The following is a 22314-nucleotide window of genomic DNA, read 5'->3' as shown; positions in this document are numbered from 1 at the left end:
GTCGCCTTCGGTCACCCTCTCGCGGTAAAACAGCACCTACCGTTCCTAAAGACGCCTCCTAATCGCCTATTTACAGAGACAGTCTGTCCTTTCCGGCCGGTCAATCGAACGGAGGGAAGGTCAATCTGGAGCCAACAGACAGCACAACGGTTGTCCTGACCGTCAGGACTGTCCAGCACAGTGGTGGTTGGTCTCATTCGGCGCAGCCCACGTAACAGCGTTGTGCAGGAGCTTCTGGACGACCGGCCGGTGGTACACTGGAAACGTCTCGTGGCCGGGCTGGAAGTAGAATATCCGTCCCGCATCACGATAGTAACAACACCCGCTGGGAAACACTGTGCCGTCGCCACACCAACTTACGGTCACTAGAGTGTCCGGTATCGGCAGGTCGAACCCTTTTCCGTAGATCTCGGCACGTTCGAGTTCGAACTCCTCCGGAAGCCCGTCGGTAATTGGATGGCTCGCTTCGACGACCCAGACGTGCTCGCGTTCGCCTTCCTCGCGCCAGCGCAGGGTGCCAGTCGCTCCCATGAGTGCCTCGAACGGCTTCGATTCGTGACTGGAGTGGAGCGGGATGAACCCCATCCCGTCACGGACGGCCTGCTCGACGCGGCTCGCAGTCGCATCGCTGACAGCATCGTGTGCGACATCGCCCCACCACAGTAACACGTCAGTTTCGGCGAGTACCTCCGCGGTTAGTCCGTGGGCAGGGTCATCGAGTGTCGCTGTCTGAACAGTGTGGCCGTAGGAAGTAAGCATCTCAGCCAACGTCGTGTGGATCCCGTCGGGGTACATCGCATTGGCCGGGCCTGTCGCCCGTTCGTGCCGGTTTTCGTTCCACACGGTGACTGCAACCATACAAGAATACACTGAATAACCGGAGAAAAATATAATTACTCTCTCATGGCCGAGAAACTGACGCTCGCCATGGTTTTGGGCGGGCACACGCTGTGCGAGGATCTACTGTGTATCCCAAGTAAGTCCACGAACAGTAGAGTCCGGCTACCTGCACAGGGGTAGTTATTAGCCGGCCGCGGCCGAAATCCCGACAAGATATGAGCGATTCACCGGAGAAGCTCTCCGTCTGGTGTGCTGGCGAAGAGTGGTGTCCGATAACGACGACGGCGTCCCTTATCGGGAAGAAGTGGCACCCCGTTATCATCCATCGACTGCTTGATAACGGCCCCTCAGGATTCAACGAACTCAAAGAGAACGTCGATGGGATTTCGTCCAAAGTGCTCTCCGATAGCCTCGAAGACCTGCAGGAGAAAGGGCTCGTCGACCGGGAAGTAATCAACGAACAACCGTTCCGCGTCAATTACTCGCTCACCGAACACGGGGAGTCGCTTGAGTCAGTAATCACTGAAATGGCAGCCTGGGGCCAGACATACCTGCAGGAACCGACAGAGGCCGACGAGCCTATGGAGTAGGTCCCGCAGGCAATCGCTTTTGTTGCTGCCCGGCGAACATCCGTGTATGCCTGTTGATTCGGACGACGAACTCCGAGAGATTCTCGAACTGGACCGCGTCGCCGTCGTCGGGTGTTCGACCAGCCCCGGCAAGGACGCTCACGAGATTCCGAAGTACCTCAACGAACAGGGGTACGAAGTGATTCCGGTCAATCCGTTCGCTGACGAGATATTCGGGCAGAAGACCTACGACTCACTGGCAGAGATCCCCGGCGAAATAGACATCGTTGACGTGTTCAGGCCGAGTGACGAGGTCAGCGACATCGTCGACGCGGCGCTGGAACGCGACGACGACGCCGTTATCTGGCTTCAGCTCGGTATCCACGACGACGATGCCGTTGAACGCGCCGAGGCGGCCGGCCGCCGTGTCGTCCAAGACCGCTGTATGAAACCAACCCACCAGCAACTGATGGGGTGAGTGGACGGGCGACTGTCTCGGACTACCGCTGACCAGTGTGTGAACGGCGTCCGGCAGTTTTCGGAATGTGGCGTCAGTCCGAGCTATCCCTGCGCGCTGGCGGCGTCTTCGACATGACCTTCCCCCACTTCGAACGGTTGTCGGCGACCCGCCGATAGGCCCGCTCGCGGACCCGCTCGTAGTCCTCGAATTGTCTGAGGAACGAAACCAGCGGCTGTGCTGGCTTGCCGAGTTCCGTGTGTGTAAGTGCGGTTTCGATTGATTCCCCGCAGGAATACACGTCCTCCTCGGTCACCAGATGCGAACAGGACTCGTAGTCGTCCGGCAGGCGTGCAAGCAAGTCGGCATCGAGCTCGGAGAACCCGATGATTTCGATATCGGACCGCTCGTCGATGAAGTCCGCCCACCACGTACAGAAGCCGCAGTCGTCGTCGTAGACGAGCGTTGGGTCGCTCATAATCGAGTTAGGTACCCGGGGCACAAACACCTGTGGTTCAGCCGGCAGGGAGTGATAGCCGGTCTCCGCACGGACAGACACGGGACGGGCCGTGAACTGGTCGCAGCGATGGGTTTGTAGCTCGGGGCTGGCCGCTTTCGGTCGGTGGCTATCGCTCAGCCGGTGGCCGCGACGCCAACTGTTTTGCCTGCCGCTCTCTTCAGAGCGCGTATGGACGAGGATGCGGTCGCCGAACTCATCGAGGAAACGCTTCCGGAAGCACAGGCGACGGTCACCACACCGCGGGACCCCGACGACGACAAACACTACGCCGTACGCGTGGTCTCGCCGGCATTCGAGGGCGAGTCGCTGGTCGACCAGCATCAGCTTGTTCACGACGCGCTGGGGGACCATCTCACTCGCGACATTCACGCCATCGAACTGACGACGCTGACGCCCGAGGAAGCCGAGTAGCCGTGCGCCCCGGCGGTGCGGTTCCGCTTGACCCGTCGGTACGCCTTTATTGCCGACGCCGTTAGTGAGGGTATGGCATTCGAGCCCGAAGAACTCTCGCCGGAAGAGGTCACGGACCAGGTAGACAGCGTCATCGAGGACAACGAGGTCGTGCTGTTCATGAAAGGCAACGAGCTGATGCCACAGTGTGGCTACTCGAAGAAGGCCCTCGGACTGCTGCAACAGCACCGCGACGACATCGAAACGGTAGACGTGCTCAAGGCGACCGACGCCTATCGGGAGGCCCTGGAGCGCCACAGCGACCGCGAGACTATCCCCCAAACGTTCGTCGACGGGGAATTCATCGGCGGCAGCGACATCCTCGAACAACTGGACGAGCGCGGCGAGCTCGCGGAAAAAGTCGGTCAGTAAGCGCGGTCGGGAGTAGCGGCGTTACTCCTCGTCTTCGTCTTTCATATCGCCGAGCTTGTCGACGAGGTCGCTCGTGGTCGCCTCCGTCTCGAAGGAGACCGATCCGTCGTGGTCGTTCTCGTGGACCGCAACGCCCTCGCTGTCGTCTGCGTCTACGTCGTTGTCCTTCTGTTCGGATTCATCGTAGCTACCAAAGCCCATACAACTACAACTCGCAGTCCCACACTAAAATTCGCCGGTTCCTGCCGAGACACGACCATACGATGACATAACGAGACAAGCAAAGGTTCTTTACCGTGCTTGCACTCCCGCTAGATAACGGCAGTCGAGAGCCGTGGTTTTACCGACGGCTATCGGGCCTCCATCTCCAAACTTATGAGTTCCGCAGACGAGACACTTGATCGAATCAAAGCACAGGTTGAAGAAGAGACACCGGACGACATCGAAATCGAATCCGTCGCGTTCGAGGGACCGGAACTAGTTATTTACACGCCGGACGCGCAGACGGTCGCCAACCGCGACGGGATCGTCAGAAACCTCGCACAGACGCTGCGTAAACGAATCAACGTCCGCCCTACGCAGGAAGCCCTCGTCCCGCCAAACGAAGCCCGGGCACGAATCACGCAGACGATTCCCGAGGACGCCGGTGTCCAGAACCTTGATTTCGACCGCCAGACTGGTGAAGTATTCATCGAGGCCGAAAAGCCCGGGCGCGTCATCGGCCGCCACGGGGCGACGCTGGACGAGATTTCTGCGTCCGTCGGCTGGACCCCCGAAGTCGTCCGGACACCGCCGATGGAGTCTTCGACGGTCTCGAACGTTCGGAACTACCTCAAGCAGGAACGCGAAGAACGGCGGGACATCCTCCAGCGCGTCGGTCGACAGATCAACCGTCCCACCACGAGCGACGAGGACTGGGTTCGACTCACCACGCTCGGCTGCTGTCGTGAGGTCGGGCGCGCCGCCTTCATCCTCTCGACGCCGGAGTCCCGCATCCTCATCGACTGTGGCGACAAGCCTGGTGCCGAGGGCGAGGTTCCGTATCTCCAGGCGCCCGAAGCGCTTGCTGCGGGGCCGAACTCCCTCGATGCCGTCGTCCTGACACACGCCCACTTGGATCACTCCGCGCTCATCCCCATCCTATTCAAGTACGGCTACGACGGGCCGATTTACACGACCGCACCGACGCGGGATCTGATGGGCCTGCTCCAACTGGACTACCTCGACGTGGCCTCCAAGGAGGGCCGCACCCCACCCTACGAGAGCCAGCAGGTCCGTGACGCGCTGAAACACACGATTCCACTGGAGTTCGGCAACGTCACCGACATCGCACCCGATATCAAGCTCACGATGCACAACGCCGGCCACATCCTCGGGTCGGCTGTGTGCCACTTCCATATCGGCGAGGGCCGCTACAACGTCGCCTTCTCCGGGGATATCCACTACAAGGACACCCGCCTGCTTGACGGAGCTGTCAACGACTTCCCCCGTGTCGAGACGCTCGTGCTGGAGTCGACCTACGGCGGCAAGAACGACTACCAGACCGACCAGTCCGACTCCGAACGAGTTCTTAGAGACGTTATCAACGAGACCTACGAGAACGACGGCAAGGTACTCATTCCAGCCTTCGCCGTGGGCCGGTCCCAGGAACTCATGCTTGTCCTCGAAGAAGCGATGCGGAAGGGCGACATCCCGACAATGCCGGTGTACCTCGATGGGATGATTCGGGAGGCGACGGCTATCCACACCGCGTACCCGGAATACCTCCGGGACGACCTCCGCCAGCGCATCCTCTATGAGGACGAAAACCCGTTCCTCGCCGAGCAGTTCGAGCAGGTCGACGGCGGCGACGAGATGCGACAGGACATCGCCGACGACGAACCGGCCATCGTCCTGACCACCTCCGGGATGGTCACCGGCGGTCCCGTGATGTCCTGGCTCCGGCTGCTGGGCAGCGAGCCGGACAACACCATGGCGTTCGTCGGCTACCAGGCCGAAGGGACGCTCGGTCGCCAGATCCAGCGCGGGCAGGACGAAATCACCATGGGCGATACGAGCGGGCCACGCGCCGAGCGGGTGAGCCTCCGGCTCAATGTAGAGACGGTCGACGGCTTCTCCGGCCACGCCGACCGGCAGGGACTTGAGTCGTTCGTCGAGACGATGCACCCGCGACCGGAGAAGATCCTCTGTGTCCACGGCGACGCGTCCACGACGAACCAGCTCTCCTCGGCGCTGTACCAGAAGTTCAACATGCGGACCCACAACCCGAAGAACCTCGAAACGTTCCGGCTGTCCTGAACGGCGGACGGCAGTTTAGCTCTCTTCCGAGAGGTTCAATCCAGCAAACAGCCGTGCCGAGATCACTTGCTCAACGATGTCGACGAGGACAGCGTCGTCGCTCGTGTAGTCGGCGAAGATACCGAGCGGCACCTCGCCGCCAGCCATCTCGCGGTGGCCCCCTGCGCTCCCGACATCGCCCAGGGACTCGCTCAGAACATCACCGATGTTGACCCGAGAGTCCGTCGAGCGGGCGCTGAGCTGGATGGTGTCCTCGACGATACCGAAGACGATGGCCGTCTCGACGCCCTCAAGCGTCGCCAGGTAGTCGGCCGCTTGCGGGAGCGCGTCCCGCTCCCCCGTCCTGCCGACGTGCGATATCAATACTGAGCCCCTGACCGTCCGGTTCTCGATTGCGTCCGCGATGGCGTCGACGGTCGCGCCGCTGACAGACGGCGAGGAAAGCTGTCGCAACAGATCCGAATCGGCCGTTCCGGTCAGAAAACCGGCCGCGCCGTACTCGTCCGGCGTCACGCCGCGGAGGAACCCGAGCGTCTCCCGCCGGATGGCAAACAGCAACGCAGTTGCCAGCCGGTCGTCGAGTTCGATTTCGAGGTCCCGCAGGTATTCGGTCAGTATCGTCGCCGTCGCGCCGATCTCCACGCGGTGGTCGACGAACCGGGCGCTGATATCCTCGGCGGGATGGTGGTCGATGACGATGTCGACCGAGACGTCTTCGGGAACCCGGTTGTTTGACCCCGGAACCGAGTGGTCGACGAAGGCGAGCAGTTCCGAGGAGTCGCGGTCGGTCACGTCGGCCGCGTCGAACTCCCGGAGGTCCATCTCCAGCAGATTGACGAACGACCGGTTCTGCTGGTGTGATATCTCGCCGCTGTAGAGGATGCGCCGCTCGTCGATGCCGACAGCGGCCGCAATGCGACCGAGCGCGAGCGCGCTGGCCAGACAGTCTGGGTCAGGGTTGTTGTGACAGACAATGGTGAGTGACTCCGCCTCTCCGAGTAGATTTTCAAGTTCCGTTGCGGGGCGCATTTATCGGTCGACCCTTCGGGCTCCTGCTACAAGCGTGTGGGGGCCAGCCGCTGAGTCACAGTCGGGCACGCAGTTGCTGGGCGAGGACGCCGAGGACGAGCGCGAGGGCGAGGTTGATGAGCACGCCGACGACACCGATTGCCGCGACGACCGCCAGGTCGTCCGTTCTGGAAACGCCGGTCCAGCCCAACTGGAGCGCTATCAGTACCAGAATGACCCCGAGCAACGCCGTCGGATAGGCCGCGATGACGCCGATGGCGAGGAACGCGGTCAGCACGTAGCCCGCGCCGAGTATCAGATTCGCGCCGGGCGTTCTGGCCCCGAAGGCGTACTTCCCGGCGACGCCGCCGCTCCCGTGACACATCGGGAACGCACCGAAAGGGACCGCGGCGAGGTTCATCAGCCCCATACTGTTCGAGAGCTGGTCCGCCGACACGTCCCGGTCGAAGTAGTCCGCGAGCAGGACCGACGTGGCGAGGGCGGCGTTGCCGACCGTGACCGCGATCTGGGCGAGGACTGCCTCCGCCGTCTGTGCCGACAGCGTCATGCTTGGGAGCATGAACATGGCGTCAACCGCTGGAACGGCCGGCGTCGGGATCCCGGTTTCCGCGAGGGCAATGCCAGCACCCAGGACGAAGACGGCGAAGGCGCTCTGGCCGCTGTAGCCCAGGAGTACAAGGACGGCCACCACGCCGACGGCGACGGCCACGAGTCTCGGATCACTAACCCCGAGGTCGACACCCGTCTCCAGCAGGACCAGCGCGACGCCGAGTTGTACCCCACGAACGACGGTGTCATCGACGTACTGATTGACTGTTTCGAGCGACCGCGTGGTTCCGAGCGCGAGCAGTATGCCGGCCAGCAAAAGCCCCGCGACGACGAGTTCGCCGGTGGAGATGGTCCCGGCGATGACCAGCGCAGCGAAAGCCTTCATCGGCTCGACCGATATCGGAACACCGTAGTACAGCCCCCAGACGACCTGAAACACGCCGAACCAGACGAGCATGACCGGGAGCGACAGCTCCGTCAGCACGGCGACAGCCACGACGACCGGAAGCACCGTCGCCGAGTCCCCGATTGCGCCGGTCAGTTCATTCCACGACAGCGAAACCGTCGTCTGGTCGCGGAACGGGAAACTCATGACGGTCTAGATCGACGGCGAAACAGTGAGCGTGCCCGTCGGCGGCCGCTACTCCGAGTACTCGTAGGGCGCACGGTCCCCGTCGGTGTCGATGTACTCCTCGTTTATCTCCCACTCGCCGTCCTCGGTTTCGACCATGTACTCGCCGTAGTAGGGGACGCGGGTGTCGACCGTCTCGCGGAACGCGGCGCGCATCGACTCCTTGGTCGTGCCGATGTCACGCAGGTCATCGTTGCGGTTCAGACAGCCCTTGAGGTAGCCGTCGTGGGTGAGCCGCACGCGGTGGCAGTTCGCACAGAAGTTCTCGTTGCCGACGGGGTCGACGATTTCGACCATCCCGCTGTTGTGGTTGTTGACCGGCTCCGTTCGTATTCCGCCGTCGGACGCGGCCAACGAGGTGGAGGCACTATCACCTTCGACCGCCGCCTCGCCGCTGTGCATCCAGTAGCGCTTGCGGTCGTGCATCTCGCGGTGTTCGACCTTGTCGGCGCGGTCTTCGAGCCAGTCGTGGACGCGGTCGATGTCGATAGCCCACTCCGGATGGCCCGCCAGTTCCGGCATGTACTCGATAAGCTGGAGCTGGAGACCGGGGTTCTCGGCGACGTGGTCGACCATCTTCGGGACGTAGCCCGCGGTCGGCTCGAAGACGACCATGTTGAGCTTTACCGGCTCGAGGCCAGCGTCCAGCGCCGCTTCGACGCCCTCGAGGACGCGGTCGTAGGCCCCACTCTGCGTTAGTTCGGCGAAGGCCTCGCTGTCGAGAGCGTCCTGTGAGACGTTGACCCGCTCAAGACCCGCGTCGACGAGGTCCGGGGCGCGGCCGGGGAGGAAGGTGCCGTTGGTCGTCATCGACACCTCCATCTCGTCGGGGGCGCGCCGGACGATTTCCTCCAGGTCCTCCCGGAGCATCGGCTCCCCACCGGTGAACTTCACCGAGTCGACGCCGAACTCGGCGGCGACTTCGAGGAAGGCCACGATGGTGTCAGCAGTGAGTTCATCGTCCTGTGCCTCCATCGGGCCCCGTGTGTCGCCCAGCCCCTCGTTGTGGCAGTAGACGCAGTCGAAGTTACACCGGTCGGTGAGGGAGACGCGGACACCGGAGACCTCGCGACCGAAGTCGTCTTCGAGCATATCCTTGCTAACTGTTCACAGCACAGCCTATTAAATGGCGTGACTGGTCCGGTTCTGTCATCGCACACACGGGGTAACGATTAATCAGGCGACCGCCGTGCACTGCGTATGGATATCGTCGACGCGCTAGACGCACGACATGGGACCATCTGCTTTGTCGGCGCTGGGGGCAAAAAAACGACGATGGCGACGCTCGCAGCGCGACTAGAACACGCCGTCGTCACCGCGACGGTCAGGATTCCGATTTTCGACGGGTGGGTCGAGGACGTTGTCGTGACGGAAACCCCACGGATAGCCATTGACGAGGCGTCTGCGTGGCCGCTAGGCGTCGTCCCGTCACAGGAGCGACCGGACCGCTACCGCGGCTACGACCCGGCGACCGTCGCCGACCTGGCTGACATCGAGCACCCGATTCTGGTGAAAGCCGACGGCGCGCGGATGCGGGAGTTCAAAGCGCCGAGCGACCGCGAGCCACAGCTACCGTCGACGGCATCGACGGTCGTCCCCATTGCGAGCGCCCACGTCGTCGGCGAACCGCTGACGGACGACATCGTTCACCGAGTCGACGAGGTCGCCGCGATTACAGGGCTCGACCCCGGCGACGAGATTCGACCGCGGGACGTCGCCGCGGTACTCGCGAGCGACCAGGGTGGACTGAAAGACGTGCCAGCCAACGCGACCGCGGTTCCGCTGCTCAACATGGTCGACGACGAGGGACTCGAAGCGAGCGCGCGGGCCGTCGCCGAGACGATTCACGACCGAGTCGACGTCCCGCGCGTCGTCCTCGCTGAGATGCGGAGCGACGACCCGCTGGTGGCAGTCGTCTAAGTGCGAGCCGACGGCCCCCGCTCGTTCAGAACCGTTTGGCCGCGGCTTCGAACTCCTCGCGGGTGTTGAGGTTCTCGAACGTCTCTAGCGTGGTGTGTTCGAGCACGGCCTCGCGCTCGACGACGACGTAATCGAGGTCGAACAGCGGTTCGACGACCTTGTGCTCACCGCGTTCCAGCGCTTGCCGGCAGGCCACCCGCATCGCCTCGGCGTGGTACACCGCCTGTGTCGTCTGGAACCACTCGTCCGGGCGCGGAACTGCGGCCTCGTGGGACGCCGCTCGCTCGAACAGATAGTCGACGAATGTCGGGTCGGCAAAAGGCATATCGCAGGCCACCACGGCGGCGTACTCGCTGTCGACGGCCCCCAGCCCGGTTGCGATGCCAGCCATCGGTCCCTGGTCAGGGTCCTCATCGAGCGCGAACGTCGGGTCAAGCGCGTGGTCCGACAGCGCCGCGTCGATGGCCTCGACCTGGTCCTCCCGGCAGTTCACGACGAGTTCGTCGACGGCTTCGCCGAGGCGGTCGGCGACGCGTCGAATCATCGGCGTCCCAGCGAGGTCGGCGACGGCTTTGTCGCTGTCGCCGAACCGCGTCGACCGGCCGCCTGCGACAATGACTCCAGCGCGCATATCCCGACTTCTCGGGGCTGGCGGAAAGGCGCTTCGTGCATGATTGGTGGGGATAATCCTTTAGTCGACAGACGGAAGAGTGAGGTATGATGACAGTAGCCAATCGGGACCGGATGCTCCACGTCGACCTGTCGTCGGCATCGGTCGAGAGCTGTCCGGTTCCGGAGGTCTGGCGTCGCCAGTTTGTGGGCGGCAAGGGACTCGGGGCCCGATACCTGTACGACAAACTCGACGCCGGCATCGACCCGCTAGGCCCTGAGAACGTCCTGTTGTTCATGCTCGGGCCGGTCTCCGGGCTGCTCCCCGGCGAGACACGCTACGCGGCGGTCACGAAGTCGCCCCTGACTGGCGGCTTCCTCGACTCCTATGCGGGCGGGACATTCCCGGATACGCTGGCCGGCGCGCTGCAGGACCACATCGGGATTCTGGTTACCGGACGTGCCCAAGAGCCGGTCAAACTCGTCGTGGAGGACGACGGCGCGACGGTTGAACCTGCCGAGACGTGGGGGCAGGATACGGCCGAAACCGACGCAGCGTTCCCCGAGGCTGCGGTGGCGTGTATCGGCCCGGCGGGCGAGCAGGGCGTCGCGTTCGCGACTATCGCTTCTGACGGCGGCGAACACCACGCGGGGCGGGGCGGTGCCGGAACAGTGATGGGCGCAAAACGGCTGAAAGCCGTCGTCGTCCGCGGTGAGCCGCCGACGGACCTCGCGGAGCTACGGGAGCAGTACGCCAAGCGGTACCGCGAGGGCGACACCGGACAGTGGCTCAACGCCAGCGGGACCGTCGAGACGGTCGATTTCGCCAACGAGGTCGGCGCACTCTCGACGCACGGCTGGGAGGACGGCCAGTTCGAGGGGGCCGACAGCGTCGGTATCGAGGCCGTGCAGGAACTCGCCGCGGGACGGGAGTATGACGACGAGAGCAGCCCCGGCGGCTTCCGCGTCCAGACTGAAGACGGCGAGACCATTCCACGCGGGGCGACGGCCATGAGTCTTGGGGCTGGGCTCGGAATCGACGACTTCGACGCCGTGGCGGCGCTGGGCGAGACGTGCAACCGGCTGGGGCTTGACCTCATCAGCGCCGGAAGCGCCGTCGCGTGGGCTATCAAAGCCGGCGACGCCGGCCTGCTTGCGGAATCGATCGATTACGGGAGTCCCGATGACGCGCGAGCGCTCCTCGAAGAAATCGTCGCGCGGGAGTCGACGCTCGGCGACGCCCTGGCCGACGGCGTTGACGCGGCCTCGGCTCGTCTTGGCGGGGACGACCTCCTGCCGACGATCAAGTCCATGGAACTGCCCGCGTACGACCCCCGCGGCGCACGGAGCATGGCGCTGGCGTACGCGACCAGCGACCGCGGGGCCTGTCATCGGCGGGCGCTCCCCATCGAGCGGGAAGCCTTCGACGGTGACTGGAGTCCCGAGCGGGCGGCCGCAGCCGTCATCCGCGAACAGGACCAGCGCTCGGCGCTGTGGTGTCTCGTCGTCGACGACTTCGTCGGCGACGCCTTCGACGACCTCGGCGCGGAATGGCTCGACGCCGTCGGACTGGACACGGATGGCGACCTCGCGACGGTTGGCGAGCGGGTCTGGACGCTCACGCGCCTGTTCAACGTCCGTGAGGGCGTTTCCCGAGCCGACGACGAACTGCCGGCGAAACTGCAGGAACCGCTCGACTCAGGCCCGAACGCGGGCGCGGCAATCGACACCGAATCCTTCGATGCGATGCTCGACGAGTACTACAGGCAGCGCGGCTGGGACACCGACGGCTGCCCCACTTCCGAGACAATCGAGCGACTCGGCCTCACGGACGCCGTCGACCAGTCGACATTGCGAGCGGAGACGACACTGGGAGAATGACAGACGAAATCGACCTCGACGAACTCGACGTACAGGACGACGAAGAGACGCCGAACCGGGGCGACTGGTTCTGGAGCGGCGAGGGCGACCCCGAGGACGAACCCGACCCCGGAGCGACTGGGACTGAATCGGTGCGGCCCGACAGCGACGCTGAGGGAGAGGGTCCCGACGCGGCCACACGGACGAGTACCGACGCAGACACTGGTGACGGCGGGAACGGCGGCGATGCCGCCAGCGCGGACCTCGGAGGCCAGGCGGTCCCCCACGTCCCGCGGGAGAACAAGAACAAGCCGGTCGGCATCCCGACGGACAGCGGCGGCGCGGGCGGCGCGGCCGCGGCCGACACTGACCCGGCCTCGAACGTCGCCAAGGACCCCGCTGCTGACGAGTCGGCTGTCGAAGCGAGCGGTCCGCACGGCGGCGGTATCGACGACATGACGATGGCCGTGACCTACGACGCGGCCCGGCAGTTTGCGAACCCACAGCGGGTCTTTCAGGAAGCGCGGGCCTGGGCCGACTGGGTCGGCATTGTTGGCGACGTGGATGCGTTCGTCATCAACAAGTTCCAGCGCGACCACGGCATCGACGCCGACTTCTTCAGCGGCGCGGGGCAGGAACCGGCCGAGCGGCTCGCCGATATCGACGAGCACTCGATGTTCTACGCCGAACGGATGGTCCTCGTGGGCCGTCCGGACGACGAGCCGATTGCAGAGCGGACTGGCTGGGAGTTCGTCCCGCTCGCCGACGCCGCCGAGAAGGCGGAGTGGGACCTCGTCGACGGGTGACGCCGTATACTTATAACGCTTGCTGGTCATTGTCATACACGAACGACAATGACACTCCGAACCGCGATCCAACAGTCGAAGATACTCACATTCGTGGTACTGGGTGCGTTCGTCTGGCTGTTACTGACACTGTTCGAAGTCGCGTCGACCATCGACTTCGCGACCGGCACAGCGGCGTTTGTCGGCCAGAACGCGCTGGGAGGCATCGCTGGGGTGTTGGTGCTGACCATCGTGCTCGGAGCGCTCGTGGTCCTGTACTCCGAGATGACCGAGTCGGACCCGGCCCCACAGTCGTGGCCCCCATCCGAAGAATGACGTACTACAGCTGTGAGGAATGCGGGCAGATGATAGACCTCTCGGCGTTCGAGGGACAACCGCGCCGACAGAACTGTCCAGTGTGTGAGGAGACGACGCTGTGGACGCCCGAGTTCGAGGGCGAGGGGGTGTCGTTTTGACGCTCGCCTTTGAGGTGAGTGACCGCCTGTACGAGGCGGCCCAGGAGTGGGCCGACCGGCGATTAGAGGACATCGACGAGGCGATGGAGACCAAAGTCGAGCAGGCGTTACTGGAGATCGAACATCTCGTCTCCCAGTCCCACGACGTTGCGTTCGAGGTCGACGGCCGCGAGATACGGTACGAACCGACCGAGGAACTGGCCGCGTTGCTCCGTCGACAGGCCGAAGAGAGCGGCATCGACGAGAGCATGGTTCTGAAGATGCACGTCGACCTCTACGCCAACGCGTTCCTCGATGAGGTCACGGACGAGCAGAAACCGCCGGGAACGCCGTCTGAGTGACGGCACCAAAACTTAAGCCCGGACACTGTGACAGTTGATGTACAATGGCACACGAACAAACCGAGTGGAAACCCCAAGGTGCGACAGAGACGTTCAACGGTTTCGAGGTCTGGGACCACGGCGTCTGGCCGGGCGACGTGAACCAGAACGACACGACGACGGACGACGACGAAGAGTGAACCGCTATCGGCGTCAGGTCTTGTCCTATTTTCGTGGCCCACCCTGCGCGTGAGCGACAGCTACGGGGCCGGGAAGGCCCGTTTGTCACGCGGCGGGACGTAGAAGTTCGAGCGTGACGCGACTTCGATAAATTCCAGCAGGCCGTTGTTCTGTCGGTCCCGGAGTTCCTCGTGTTCTTCCCGGAGCCACCAGCCGTTCATCGCGTCCCGGACTTCCTCGAAATCACGCGGGCGTGCTTGGAGCGAGAGGAAGTGAATCCCGGCCTGACCGCCGTCGATTGTGTTGAAGTCGCGCCGGAGGAGCAGCGGCTCCCCGTCCTTGCGGGCGCGGGCCACTTTCTCGAAGTGGCCGACCGCTCCCTCGCTGCTCGCGTGTTCGCGAACCATGTCGGCGAAGGAGAGGTCACCTCTGTCGATGTCCTCCGGGGAGAACTCCGCCGAGAACAGTCGCTTGACGCGGTCGGACTGGGCGAGTTCCCACCAGTTGTCGAAGGCCTCGTTGATTCGCGAGAGGTGTATCGTCGTCCCGCCGGCGTAGGGGCCGTCGCCGATGGTGACGCGGTCCTCGCTGGCCTGCGTGCCGGACCGACCGGCGAAAAAGCCCGAGAACATATAGGACTCCTCGGGGATATCGGCGGGGACGCCTTCCGCGCCGGCGTGGGCCGCTGGAAGTCCCTCGCCGACGAACCCGCCGCGGCGGTCTACGACAGAGAACACGTCGCCGAGTCGACCCTGAATCTCCGCAGCCGCAAGCCTGGGCCGCGTGTTGAACATCGCCGACTCGGCGGCGGCGAGGTTTGAGGGAACGTCGCTCGCAAGGACGAGCATCGCGTCGAAAGACTGCAGGTCGGGGTCGTCGGTCCGGGAGAGGACCCGCGGGCTGCGTATCGGAGACGAATCGAGCGAGCCATAGGTGTCGAAATAGCTCGTCCCCCAGGCGAGCATATGCAGGAGCCCTGCACTGTTGAACTCGTAGGCGTCTTCCAGCGACCGCATCGCTAGCTCGACGGTCTCCGCGGCAGAATCCGACGGGGCGGCATCAAGGTCGAGCATGAACAGTCGGAAATGACGTGGCAACAGGTCGTTGCCAGCGCCGTCGCTCCGAAGGCGCTCGTTCCAGGCGTGTTGCCGTATCGGGAGTTCGTCGGCTCGCGGGTTCGGGTCGAGGTCACCCGTCGGCGACTCCGCTTGCCTGGCCAGCAGGGACGAACAGCCGTTGAGGCCGGCTGCTCCGGTGAGTGCGGAGAGTCGAAGCAGCAGCCCTCGGCGCGAATTCATGGTATGATATCACAAGGGTAGGGCTACGCGGAGAAAAACGTTGTCTCAAGGGAACAGGTCGCAATGGTTTTTGTTTGGCAGTCCGTATCACACTCCATGTTAATCACTTTCATGCATTCCAAATCGGGGCTGGATCTCCCGTTTCCACCCGACATGGGAGCGGCGGTCCTCGGTGTCGGGCTGGTCGTCCTCGCCGTCATCACGTACGATATCTATCAGCAGCACTGGACCGGAGAGGGTACCTGATGGCCACCGAGCAATCGAACTCCCGGCTGACCGCCGCCTCACTCCTCGGATATCTTCGGATTCTGGTCTACACCCTCGCTACGCTGCTGGCGCTGTCACTGCTTGTCGTCGGCACGATCGGTCTCATCGCCGAGCTCAAGGGGAGCTGGCACTGGCAGATTCACCTCGAATCGACTATCAGTTACATCGGGCTGTTCGTCAGCCGTTTGCTGGTCGTCCTCGTCCCGCTGTTCGTGGTCCTCGTCGTCGGTCGGCGGGTGGTCCCCGATGCGTGAGCGATTGCGTGCGAACCCATTCGGGGTCGTCGCGGCCGCCTCGGTCACGCTTCTCTGCGTGCTGGTCGCGGGCGCGGGAGCGGTCGCGGTCATCGCACGGTCGGTCAACTCCTGGCGGTCGCTCTTTTTTATGGAACAGACGATGGCGTTCCTGCTGCCCGCGGTGAAGGTGCTGATGATCGTTGGGCTCGTCGCCAGTATGGGGCTCGTGCTCCGAATCCGGTAGCCACCCTGCTACCCGATCTGAGCGACGATCTCGTCCTCGAAGCGGATGAGCCCCTCGCAAATGAGCGCCGCTGCGAGGAACAGCCCCTCGTCAGCCTCTTCGCGCATCTCATCAGTGAAGTCGACGACCCACTCGCTGAGGTGTTGCTCGATGAACACCCGCTCGTAGCCGACGGTCTCCTCGTCACCCTCGCGCTGGCGCTCGATGAGATACCGCAGGAACGCCATTTCGACGGCGATAAAGTCGTCTTCCTCGGGGTAGTCCTCGGGCGGTGACCACCCCGCCGCGGCGTAGCTGGCATCGACCTCGGCGAGTCCCTCGCCGATGAACTCCGTGTCCTCGCGGTAGTTCGTCTCGTGGGGCAACACCGGCGGTCGCGGGCCGACAAGCAGGTCCGTGTACTCCCGTTCGAGGTCGTCCTGCACCGCCGAAACCGACCGGTCGGCGTTCCCGTCGATCCACGCCTCGAGCATCTCGAAGCCCTCGTCGAGTTGGTCGTTGATGGAGTCCTCCGGCAGCTGCACCTCGCTGCTCAACAGCCGCTCGACGAACGCTTCCTCGGGCACGTCCCAGAACACGTCGATGACGAAATCGACCAGTTCGAGGCGGGCCTCGTAGACGGCAGCGTCGTTCATCGTTTCTCCCCCTGATCGAACAGCAGACGGCTCCGACAATCGCTGCAGTACTCGAAGACGGAGTGGTCGGCGTCGGGAGCCAGACCCTCGACCTGATCGCCGACTTCATCCTCGATTTTGTCGGCGGAGGCGACGCTGGTGAAGGGCTTGCCACAGCGGACACATTCCAGCATATCGCCCTCGTGGGTGGTCACCCAAGCCTCGCCGCCCCTGTTTTCGGGGAGCAGGGAGAGGTCCAGCCCGTCGTGCATCGTAATCGCCGTCTCCGGACAGCCCTCCTCACAGAGGCCGCAGTTGACGCAGTCCGCGTGGTTGAACGCCAGTTCGCCCTCACCCGTCCGCTGGATGGCGTCGGTCGGACAGAGGTTCGTACAGGTCGGCGTCAGGGTACACGCGTCGTTGACATCCATAACGCCGAAGTCCTTCAGGCCGCGAATCACCCCGCGTTCGGGCTCGACGTGTTCGAGAATAGCTCGAACGCTCTCCAGCGTCCAGCCGTGGCTGTCGAAGTCGGGGTTGGGACGGGGTTCCTCGCGATCGGTGTCGCTGCGGCCCGTTGCCTCGTAGTCGCCGGCCGGTATCGGCGTCTCGTCGAGTCCGAACTCGACGAACCCGGACAGCGACTCGACAAACGCCTCGGGGTTGCCGGCCTCGGGCGCAAAGAAGCCGACCCGGTCACCGAGCCCAAGGTCAGCCGTCGCCTGATTGAGCCGGTCGACGAGGTCCTGCTTGGGGTCCGGACCGGAGTGGAGACAGGAGCCGCCACAGCCGACGATGGCGACGCCGTCCGCACCGGCCGCGAACGCGTGCATGACGTGTGCTTCCCCGACCGTGTCCGTACAGTTGACCGAAACCGGGAGGATTGGCGGGTAGTCAAGGTCGCCCGAACGGACAGCCTTGCGACCGTGCGCCCGGAGGCGTTCCATCGCGTACTCCGAACAGACGAACGCGATGACTTGGGTGTCGATACCTGCGCTGTCGCCACGTGAAAGCAAGCCCTCGTCGGAATCGTCTTCCAGCAACGCCTCGACTTCACGCGCGAGCCGTCGGTTCGAGGGCTCGCGGAGCTGTGTCGCGCCCGTCGGACAGGCGCTCGTACAGGCCCCGCAGCTCTCGCAGGCCACCTCGTCGAACTCGACGGAGTCGATAGTCGGCCGGTCGACCGCGCCGTGGGGGCAGGCGTCCACACAGGCCGTACATCCCTCCTGGCTAGATGCCCCGGCGGCACAGACATCCATATCGAGGTCGAGGAACTGCGGCTTCTCGATGCCGCCCAGTTGCGATTCGACTGCGGCGATGGTTCCGGCGTCGACCGGCCCGGTGTAGAAGCCCAATCGACCGCCGCGGGCGTCGTCGTGGCCGCCGGGGTAGATGACCTGGTCGACTTCAACGGTGCGGGTAACGCCCGTCAGGTCGATAGCGTCGGTCGGACAGATGTTCGTCCACTCGCCGTCGGGCGCGTCCGGATGGATGTCGACAGGGAACTCCGTCACCATCCCGCCTGGCCCCTCGCGCACACAGTCCATGCAGTCGATGCAGTCATCGGTGACGCGGGCTTCCAGTGTGAGTTCGTACTCGCCGTAGGAGCCATCGATGTCGACGACGCGCCCACGCTCCATCGTCACATTGCTCAGGCCTTCCACGTCGGCGAAGTCCCGCCCGTCCGCGATGAACGTCACGTCGGCGTCGTCGGTCAGCGACCGCGCCGCGCCGGGGTCACCCACGACAGCGACGCGGTTCCCGGCGTCTTTCGACACCGTTCGCGACGGTGCTTCCTCACGGAGGCCGGTCTGCTTTGCGTTGATGAGGCGAGCCGTCTTGTCGGTGGCCGCTGTCTCATCGTGGACCCAGGCGTTGGTTTCCCGGTGGTCGACGAACACCGACGCCTCGGGATGGAGGTCGTGTTCATCGGCAAGCCCGCGGATGCGGTCCTGACACGACGGTTCTGGCGTCGTCGCGATGACCTGATCGAGATCGTACTCCTCGATGACCTGTGACATCCCCGCCAAGCCGTCCTGACAGAGCAGTTCGGAACTGGCTACGACGTCGACGTCATCGACACCGTCCCGTACCGCTTCGAGGTCGATGTCACACGATCCCCCACAGGAACACACGAAGGCGCCTGTATTCATTAATCATGCAAAATCCTGTTGCAGTAATAGACCTTGCGGAGTGTTCACACATCTGTTCATGAATTCAACCCCAAATATTTGGACGGCCGGAAAATTACAGGAATTATGACACCTAACTATGTCACATTTTATCATGGATGACATCGAATTTGTGCCACGTCTAGACAGACAATGACAAACCAGATTTCGTGGCAAACACGGACAGCATCGGTAATGGGTGGGCACCATTCACCATGAGCACTCAACAGGAACCAGTCTCACTGGATCTCGACCGGCGCTCGTTTATGAAGGCGAGCGCCCTCGCGGGTGGGGTCGCCCTCGGCGTCAGCGGCGCTGGTCGGGCACTTCAGGAGGACGGTGAGGAAACGGACGGGACAGACACGGACACCGAACTGACCAAGACGATCTGCAACTACTGCTCGGTGGGCTGTGGCTTCCGTGGTGAGCGGGAGGGGAATTCCTTCGTCGGCATGGAGCCGTGGCATGAACACCCAATAAACGCCGGGTCGCTCTGCTCGAAAGGGGCCGGCATCTACGAGACCGAACACTCCGAGAAGCGTCTCAAACACCCGATGATACAGGAGGACGGGGAGTGGCGCAAACTCGGCTGGAACGAAACGTACGACCGTCTGGCGACGGATATCCGGGCGCTGTGGCCCGACGACGACACCGCCCCAGCAGAGGCCGTCGACGTCGACGCGGAGCACAGCCGCGAGAGCGTGATGTTGCTCGGTAGCGCCCATCACTCCAACGAGGAGGCCTACGCCATCAGGAAGCTGGCGGCGTTTATGGGTACAAACAACATCGACCACCAGGCCCGAATCTGCCACTCCACGACGGTCACGGGGCTGGCAAACACCTGGGGCTACGGCGCGATGACAAACACCGTTCAGGACTACCGGAACTTCGACCTGAACATCATCATCGGCCAGAACCCGGCTGAAGCACACCCCATCGCGATGCAGCACATCCTCGAAGGGCAGAAACGGGGCGGGACCATCCTCAATCTGGACCCGCGGTTCACGAAGACATCGGCTCACGCCGACGAGTTCATGCGGTTCCGTCCGGGCACCGACGTGGCCCTGATGATGGGGATCATCAAAGAGCTCCGCGACAAGCACGGGCTCGCGATGGACCCCGACGCGGACGAAAGTGGGCAGAATATGCTCACTGACCGCGTGCAGGGCTGGGAAGACGTCGACGCGGAACTCGACGAGTACGACAAGGAGACGGTCGAGGAGATCACGTGGGTGTCCGCTGAGGACATCGAGCGCATCGCTGACATGATCGACGAGGCCCGACCACACGTCCAGATCGAGTGGGCGATGGGCGGGACCCAGCACAACAACGGGACCCAGAACATCCGCTCGTACGCGATGGCAAGTCTCGCCTCCGGAAGTGCGGCCAGGAGCGGCGGCGGCCTGCAGGTCATGCGTGGACACGCAAACGTCCAGGGGGCGACCGACCTCGCGGTCGCCAGCCATATCCTGCCGGGATATTACGGTCTGTCTGCGGGGGGGTGGTCATGGTGGGCTGAAATCTGGGACCGAACCCCCGAGACCAGCGGCGACACGTCGTTTGCGGACATGTACAACCGGTTCGAGCTGATGCCGCCGGACAAGTACGTCCGACAGAGTCCGACGTATGAAGGGAGTGCGGACGCGGACTCGCTGCCGCCGAACGCCGACCACGGGCCGAGCAACCCGGCGGAGAACTCGATGATGTTCCAGAACGGGCTGACAGTGGCCCGCTGGTTCGAGTCTGCCCTCGACAAGGAAGACCGGTATCAGGAAACGCCGATCTACCAGCCCGACCAGACGAAGATCGCGGTCTTCTGGGGGCACTCAGCGAACTCCATCAGCGAAATGGAGCAGATGAAAGAGGGCATGGAGAACCTCGATCTGCTGGTCGTCGTTGACGTGTTCCCTTCGGTCGCGAGCGTGCTGCCGGATTACGAGGACGGCCCGCCGGTGCTGCTGTTACCGGCGTCCAGTCAGTACGAGCATTACCGCTCGCTGACCAACACGAACCGGTCGGTCCAGTGGTCCGAACCGGTCCGCTCGCCGGCGCACAACTCCAAGCCCGACCTCCAGATCATGCAGGAACTGGCTGGCTATCTGGGCTTTGGCGAGCACTTCGACTGGGGCGCGGGCTCGGAGCTATACAACGGGAAGTCCTCATACGAGGGCGTCGTCCGCGAGTTCAACCTCGGGACGAACACTATCGGTTACCGGCAGACACCCGAACGGCTCCAGCAACATCTGGAGTACGATTACGCGTTCTCCAACGAGGATCTCAAAGGTGCCGAGGGGACGCCGGTTGCAGGCGAGTACTGGATGCTCCCCTGGCCCTGCTGGGGCGAGGACCATCCGGGGACGCCGATTATCTGGAACGACGACCTGGACCCCAACAACGGGGGCCAGGACTTCCGGACCCGCTGGGGCGTCTCGGCACCCACGCCCGAAGACTGGGCCGATATGCCGACAGACGACGACTACCCGATGCAGGAGACGCTCAATGCCGTCGGCGACCGATACGAGAGTCAGGAGGAAGCGCTCGATCTGACCCGGGCACCGTACAACCCCCAATGGGCCGACGACGCCGACACGGCCGCGGACGGCATGATCCACGGCATTCCGGAGTACCCGGGCTGGAAGGTGACGCCACCACAGAGCCTCGTCGACCCGACCCAGGAGGTACAGCCGGACGAACTCACCATCCCACAGCAATACGCGCTCGACAATCAGGAGTCGGTGTACACCGCCGCGCAGGCGCTGAACAACCCCGACACCGGGAGCGCAGTGTTCGACGAGTATCTTGAAACGATGATCGGGGAAGGCGTCGAGCCCGAATTCTATGAGCAGTATGACTTCAAACAGCCTGACGCGCCGACCGGGCGCGGCCGGGCGCGGGCCGTCGTCTGGAGCTTCCTCGACAAGGTGCCGGTGCACCGCGAACCCATCGAGGGGCCGGACACGGAACTGCTGAACGAGTGGCCGGCCAACGGCCAGCAGCGGAACTTCTACCGGCTCGACCAGAACAACCTCAAAGAGCAGGAACGGGCCACGGACATCATCCACAATCAGGACGATGGGCCAGATCTGGACACGATCATGACCAGCGGCCGGCAGGTCGAACATCAGGGCGGTGGTGCGGAGACGCGGAACAACATCCACACCGCCGACCTCCAGCCGCATATGTACGCTGAGATAACGCCGAACAAAGCGGAAGAACTCGGCATTGACGGCGGCGACCTCGTCGTCATCTCCTCGACGGACCGCGGTTCCGTGCTGGTGAAAGCCCGCGTGACGGACCGGCCGAACGACCGGGAAGTGTTCCTGCCGTACCACTGGGGCGGCGTGTTCAAAGGCGAGAGTCTGGAGGACAAGTACCCTGATGGGCACGTTCCCTACGCTATCGGGGACTCAGCGAACGCCATCACGTCTCGCGGCTATGACGTTGAAACCCAGATGCAGGAGACGAAAGTATCGATGGTCGCGGTCAACCCGGCGACGCCGGAGGTACTGGACCGGTATAACATTGACGTGGACCTTGAGTTCGACTTCCCGCAGGACGTGAACGACGTCGGGACACAGAAGGACTTCGATGTCCGTGACAACTCGACGGTGCAATGAGG

Annotated in this window: 26 protein-coding genes; 16 read left to right on the top strand and 10 right to left on the bottom strand. The window is 63.7% G+C overall.

Annotated elements, in window-relative coordinates:
• Window positions 1–162: 162 nt before the first annotated feature.
• Window positions 163–858 (bottom strand): ThuA domain-containing protein, encoded by a 696-nt coding sequence (locus AV059_RS13725; RefSeq protein ID WP_058995245.1) that lies wholly within the window; start codon window positions 856–858, stop codon window positions 163–165.
• Between the two features lie 197 nt (window positions 859–1055).
• Between AV059_RS13725 and AV059_RS13720 the strand changes: the two genes are divergently transcribed.
• Window positions 1056–1430 carry a helix-turn-helix domain-containing protein gene (locus AV059_RS13720; RefSeq protein ID WP_058995243.1) on the top strand — a complete coding sequence of 125 codons (375 nt, stop codon included), beginning with the start codon at window positions 1056–1058 and terminating at the stop codon, window positions 1428–1430.
• 46 nt (window positions 1431–1476) lie between these two features.
• A complete protein-coding gene (locus tag AV059_RS13715; protein WP_058995241.1) occupies window positions 1477–1887 on the top strand; it encodes a CoA-binding protein in 411 nt (136 codons plus the stop codon).
• 73 nt (window positions 1888–1960) lie between these two features.
• Here AV059_RS13715 and AV059_RS13710 read toward each other — a convergent pair whose 3' ends face one another.
• Entirely contained in the window at window positions 1961–2344 is a 384-nt protein-coding gene (locus AV059_RS13710) for a DUF393 domain-containing protein (RefSeq protein ID WP_058995239.1), read from the bottom strand.
• 210 nt (window positions 2345–2554) lie between these two features.
• Between AV059_RS13710 and AV059_RS13705 the strand changes: the two genes are divergently transcribed.
• Together AV059_RS13705 and AV059_RS13700 are read left to right on the top strand one after the other, a co-directional pair.
• Window positions 2555–2797: a BolA/IbaG family iron-sulfur metabolism protein gene (locus AV059_RS13705; RefSeq protein WP_058995238.1), complete on the top strand. Its 243-nt coding sequence runs from the start codon at window positions 2555–2557 to the stop codon at window positions 2795–2797.
• Window positions 2798–2869: 72 nt separating this feature from the next.
• Entirely contained in the window at window positions 2870–3208 is a 339-nt protein-coding gene (locus tag AV059_RS13700; RefSeq protein WP_058995236.1) for a glutaredoxin, read from the top strand.
• 21 nt (window positions 3209–3229) lie between these two features.
• Here the strand turns inward: AV059_RS13700 and AV059_RS13695 are convergent, their stop codons facing one another.
• Window positions 3230–3409, bottom strand: coding sequence for a DUF5786 family protein (locus AV059_RS13695; RefSeq protein ID WP_004516241.1), 180 nt, complete (start codon window positions 3407–3409; stop codon window positions 3230–3232).
• Between the two features lie 174 nt (window positions 3410–3583).
• Between AV059_RS13695 and AV059_RS13690 the strand changes: the two genes are divergently transcribed.
• Window positions 3584–5506, top strand: a complete 1923-nt coding sequence (locus tag AV059_RS13690) for a beta-CASP ribonuclease aCPSF1 (protein WP_058995234.1) — start codon at window positions 3584–3586, stop codon at window positions 5504–5506.
• Between the two features lie 15 nt (window positions 5507–5521).
• Here the strand turns inward: AV059_RS13690 and AV059_RS13685 are convergent, their stop codons facing one another.
• From AV059_RS13685 to moaA, 3 genes are read right to left on the bottom strand one after another with little or no spacing between them, the layout of a single operon-like run.
• Window positions 5522–6535 (bottom strand): bifunctional oligoribonuclease/PAP phosphatase NrnA, encoded by a 1014-nt coding sequence (locus tag AV059_RS13685; protein WP_058995232.1) that lies wholly within the window; start codon window positions 6533–6535, stop codon window positions 5522–5524.
• A 55-nt stretch (window positions 6536–6590) separates the two neighbouring features.
• The gene (locus AV059_RS13680; RefSeq protein ID WP_058995230.1) at window positions 6591–7676 is read right to left on the bottom strand and encodes a putative sulfate/molybdate transporter; all 1086 of its coding nucleotides are present in this window, start codon (window positions 7674–7676) and stop codon (window positions 6591–6593) included.
• 48 nt (window positions 7677–7724) lie between these two features.
• A complete protein-coding gene (gene moaA, locus AV059_RS13675; RefSeq protein WP_058995227.1) occupies window positions 7725–8807 on the bottom strand; it encodes a GTP 3',8-cyclase MoaA in 1083 nt (360 codons plus the stop codon).
• 108 nt (window positions 8808–8915) lie between these two features.
• On the opposite strand from moaA, the gene yqeC reads away from it, so the two are divergent.
• The gene (gene yqeC / locus AV059_RS13670) at window positions 8916–9635 is read left to right on the top strand and encodes a selenium cofactor biosynthesis protein YqeC (RefSeq protein WP_058995225.1); all 720 of its coding nucleotides are present in this window, start codon (window positions 8916–8918) and stop codon (window positions 9633–9635) included.
• Between the two features lie 25 nt (window positions 9636–9660).
• On the opposite strand, the gene AV059_RS13665 is transcribed toward yqeC, so the two are convergent.
• Window positions 9661–10266 (bottom strand): molybdenum cofactor guanylyltransferase, encoded by a 606-nt coding sequence (locus tag AV059_RS13665; RefSeq protein ID WP_058995223.1) that lies wholly within the window; start codon window positions 10264–10266, stop codon window positions 9661–9663.
• An 86-nt stretch (window positions 10267–10352) separates the two neighbouring features.
• Here AV059_RS13665 and AV059_RS13660 point away from each other — a divergent pair, with 86 nt between their 5' ends.
• Genes AV059_RS13660 through AV059_RS23000 form a run of 6 tightly spaced genes read left to right on the top strand, consistent with a single transcriptional unit; the run spans window position 10353 to window position 13885 of the window.
• Window positions 10353–12125: an aldehyde ferredoxin oxidoreductase family protein gene (locus AV059_RS13660; RefSeq protein ID WP_058995221.1), complete on the top strand. Its 1773-nt coding sequence runs from the start codon at window positions 10353–10355 to the stop codon at window positions 12123–12125.
• Window positions 12122–12910 (top strand): hypothetical protein, encoded by a 789-nt coding sequence (locus AV059_RS13655; RefSeq protein ID WP_058995219.1) that lies wholly within the window; start codon window positions 12122–12124, stop codon window positions 12908–12910. The genes AV059_RS13660 and AV059_RS13655 overlap by 4 nt, the downstream gene beginning before the upstream one ends.
• Window positions 12911–12958: 48 nt before the next feature.
• Entirely contained in the window at window positions 12959–13225 is a 267-nt protein-coding gene (locus AV059_RS13650; protein ID WP_058995218.1) for a hypothetical protein, read from the top strand.
• Entirely contained in the window at window positions 13222–13365 is a 144-nt protein-coding gene (locus AV059_RS22440) for a hypothetical protein (RefSeq protein ID WP_004591875.1), read from the top strand. The genes AV059_RS13650 and AV059_RS22440 overlap by 4 nt, the downstream gene beginning before the upstream one ends.
• Window positions 13362–13706 (top strand): hypothetical protein, encoded by a 345-nt coding sequence (locus AV059_RS13645; protein ID WP_195156659.1) that lies wholly within the window; start codon window positions 13362–13364, stop codon window positions 13704–13706. The genes AV059_RS22440 and AV059_RS13645 overlap by 4 nt, the downstream gene beginning before the upstream one ends.
• 44 nt (window positions 13707–13750) lie before the next feature.
• Complete coding sequence (locus AV059_RS23000) at window positions 13751–13885, top strand: hypothetical protein (protein ID WP_255356149.1); 135 nt, start codon at window positions 13751–13753, stop codon at window positions 13883–13885.
• Between the two features lie 60 nt (window positions 13886–13945).
• Here AV059_RS23000 and AV059_RS13640 read toward each other — a convergent pair whose 3' ends face one another.
• The gene (locus AV059_RS13640; protein WP_058995213.1) at window positions 13946–15163 is read right to left on the bottom strand and encodes a hypothetical protein; all 1218 of its coding nucleotides are present in this window, start codon (window positions 15161–15163) and stop codon (window positions 13946–13948) included.
• Between the two features lie 111 nt (window positions 15164–15274).
• Between AV059_RS13640 and AV059_RS22995 the strand changes: the two genes are divergently transcribed.
• Genes AV059_RS22995 through AV059_RS13630 form a run of 3 tightly spaced genes read left to right on the top strand, consistent with a single transcriptional unit; the run spans window position 15275 to window position 15910 of the window.
• On the top strand, window positions 15275–15409 hold the full coding sequence (locus AV059_RS22995; protein ID WP_255356148.1) for a hypothetical protein: 135 nt from the start codon (window positions 15275–15277) through the stop codon (window positions 15407–15409).
• Entirely contained in the window at window positions 15409–15684 is a 276-nt protein-coding gene (locus AV059_RS13635) for a hypothetical protein (protein ID WP_011223557.1), read from the top strand. The genes AV059_RS22995 and AV059_RS13635 overlap by 1 nt, the downstream gene beginning before the upstream one ends.
• Window positions 15677–15910, top strand: a complete 234-nt coding sequence (locus tag AV059_RS13630; RefSeq protein ID WP_058995211.1) for a hypothetical protein — start codon at window positions 15677–15679, stop codon at window positions 15908–15910. The genes AV059_RS13635 and AV059_RS13630 overlap by 8 nt, the downstream gene beginning before the upstream one ends.
• 8 nt (window positions 15911–15918) lie before the next feature.
• Here AV059_RS13630 and AV059_RS13625 read toward each other — a convergent pair whose 3' ends face one another.
• Together AV059_RS13625 and AV059_RS13620 are read right to left on the bottom strand one after the other, a co-directional pair.
• The gene (locus AV059_RS13625; RefSeq protein ID WP_058995209.1) at window positions 15919–16545 is read right to left on the bottom strand and encodes a molecular chaperone; all 627 of its coding nucleotides are present in this window, start codon (window positions 16543–16545) and stop codon (window positions 15919–15921) included.
• On the bottom strand, window positions 16542–18677 hold the full coding sequence (locus AV059_RS13620; RefSeq protein WP_058995206.1) for a hydrogenase iron-sulfur subunit: 2136 nt from the start codon (window positions 18675–18677) through the stop codon (window positions 16542–16544). Before AV059_RS13620 ends, AV059_RS13625 begins: the two co-directional genes overlap by 4 nt.
• 233 nt (window positions 18678–18910) lie before the next feature.
• On the opposite strand from AV059_RS13620, the gene AV059_RS13615 reads away from it, so the two are divergent.
• The gene (locus AV059_RS13615; protein WP_058995205.1) at window positions 18911–22312 is read left to right on the top strand and encodes a formate dehydrogenase subunit alpha; all 3402 of its coding nucleotides are present in this window, start codon (window positions 18911–18913) and stop codon (window positions 22310–22312) included.
• The last annotated feature ends 2 nt before the right edge of the window (window positions 22313–22314 follow it).

Source organism: Haloarcula sp. CBA1127 (genome assembly GCF_001485575.1).
In the GTDB taxonomy this organism is placed as follows: Archaea; Halobacteriota; Halobacteria; order Halobacteriales; family Haloarculaceae; genus Haloarcula.
The sequence above is the reverse complement of the archived record's forward strand: the minus strand, read 5'-3'. Positions and strand labels throughout refer to the sequence as shown.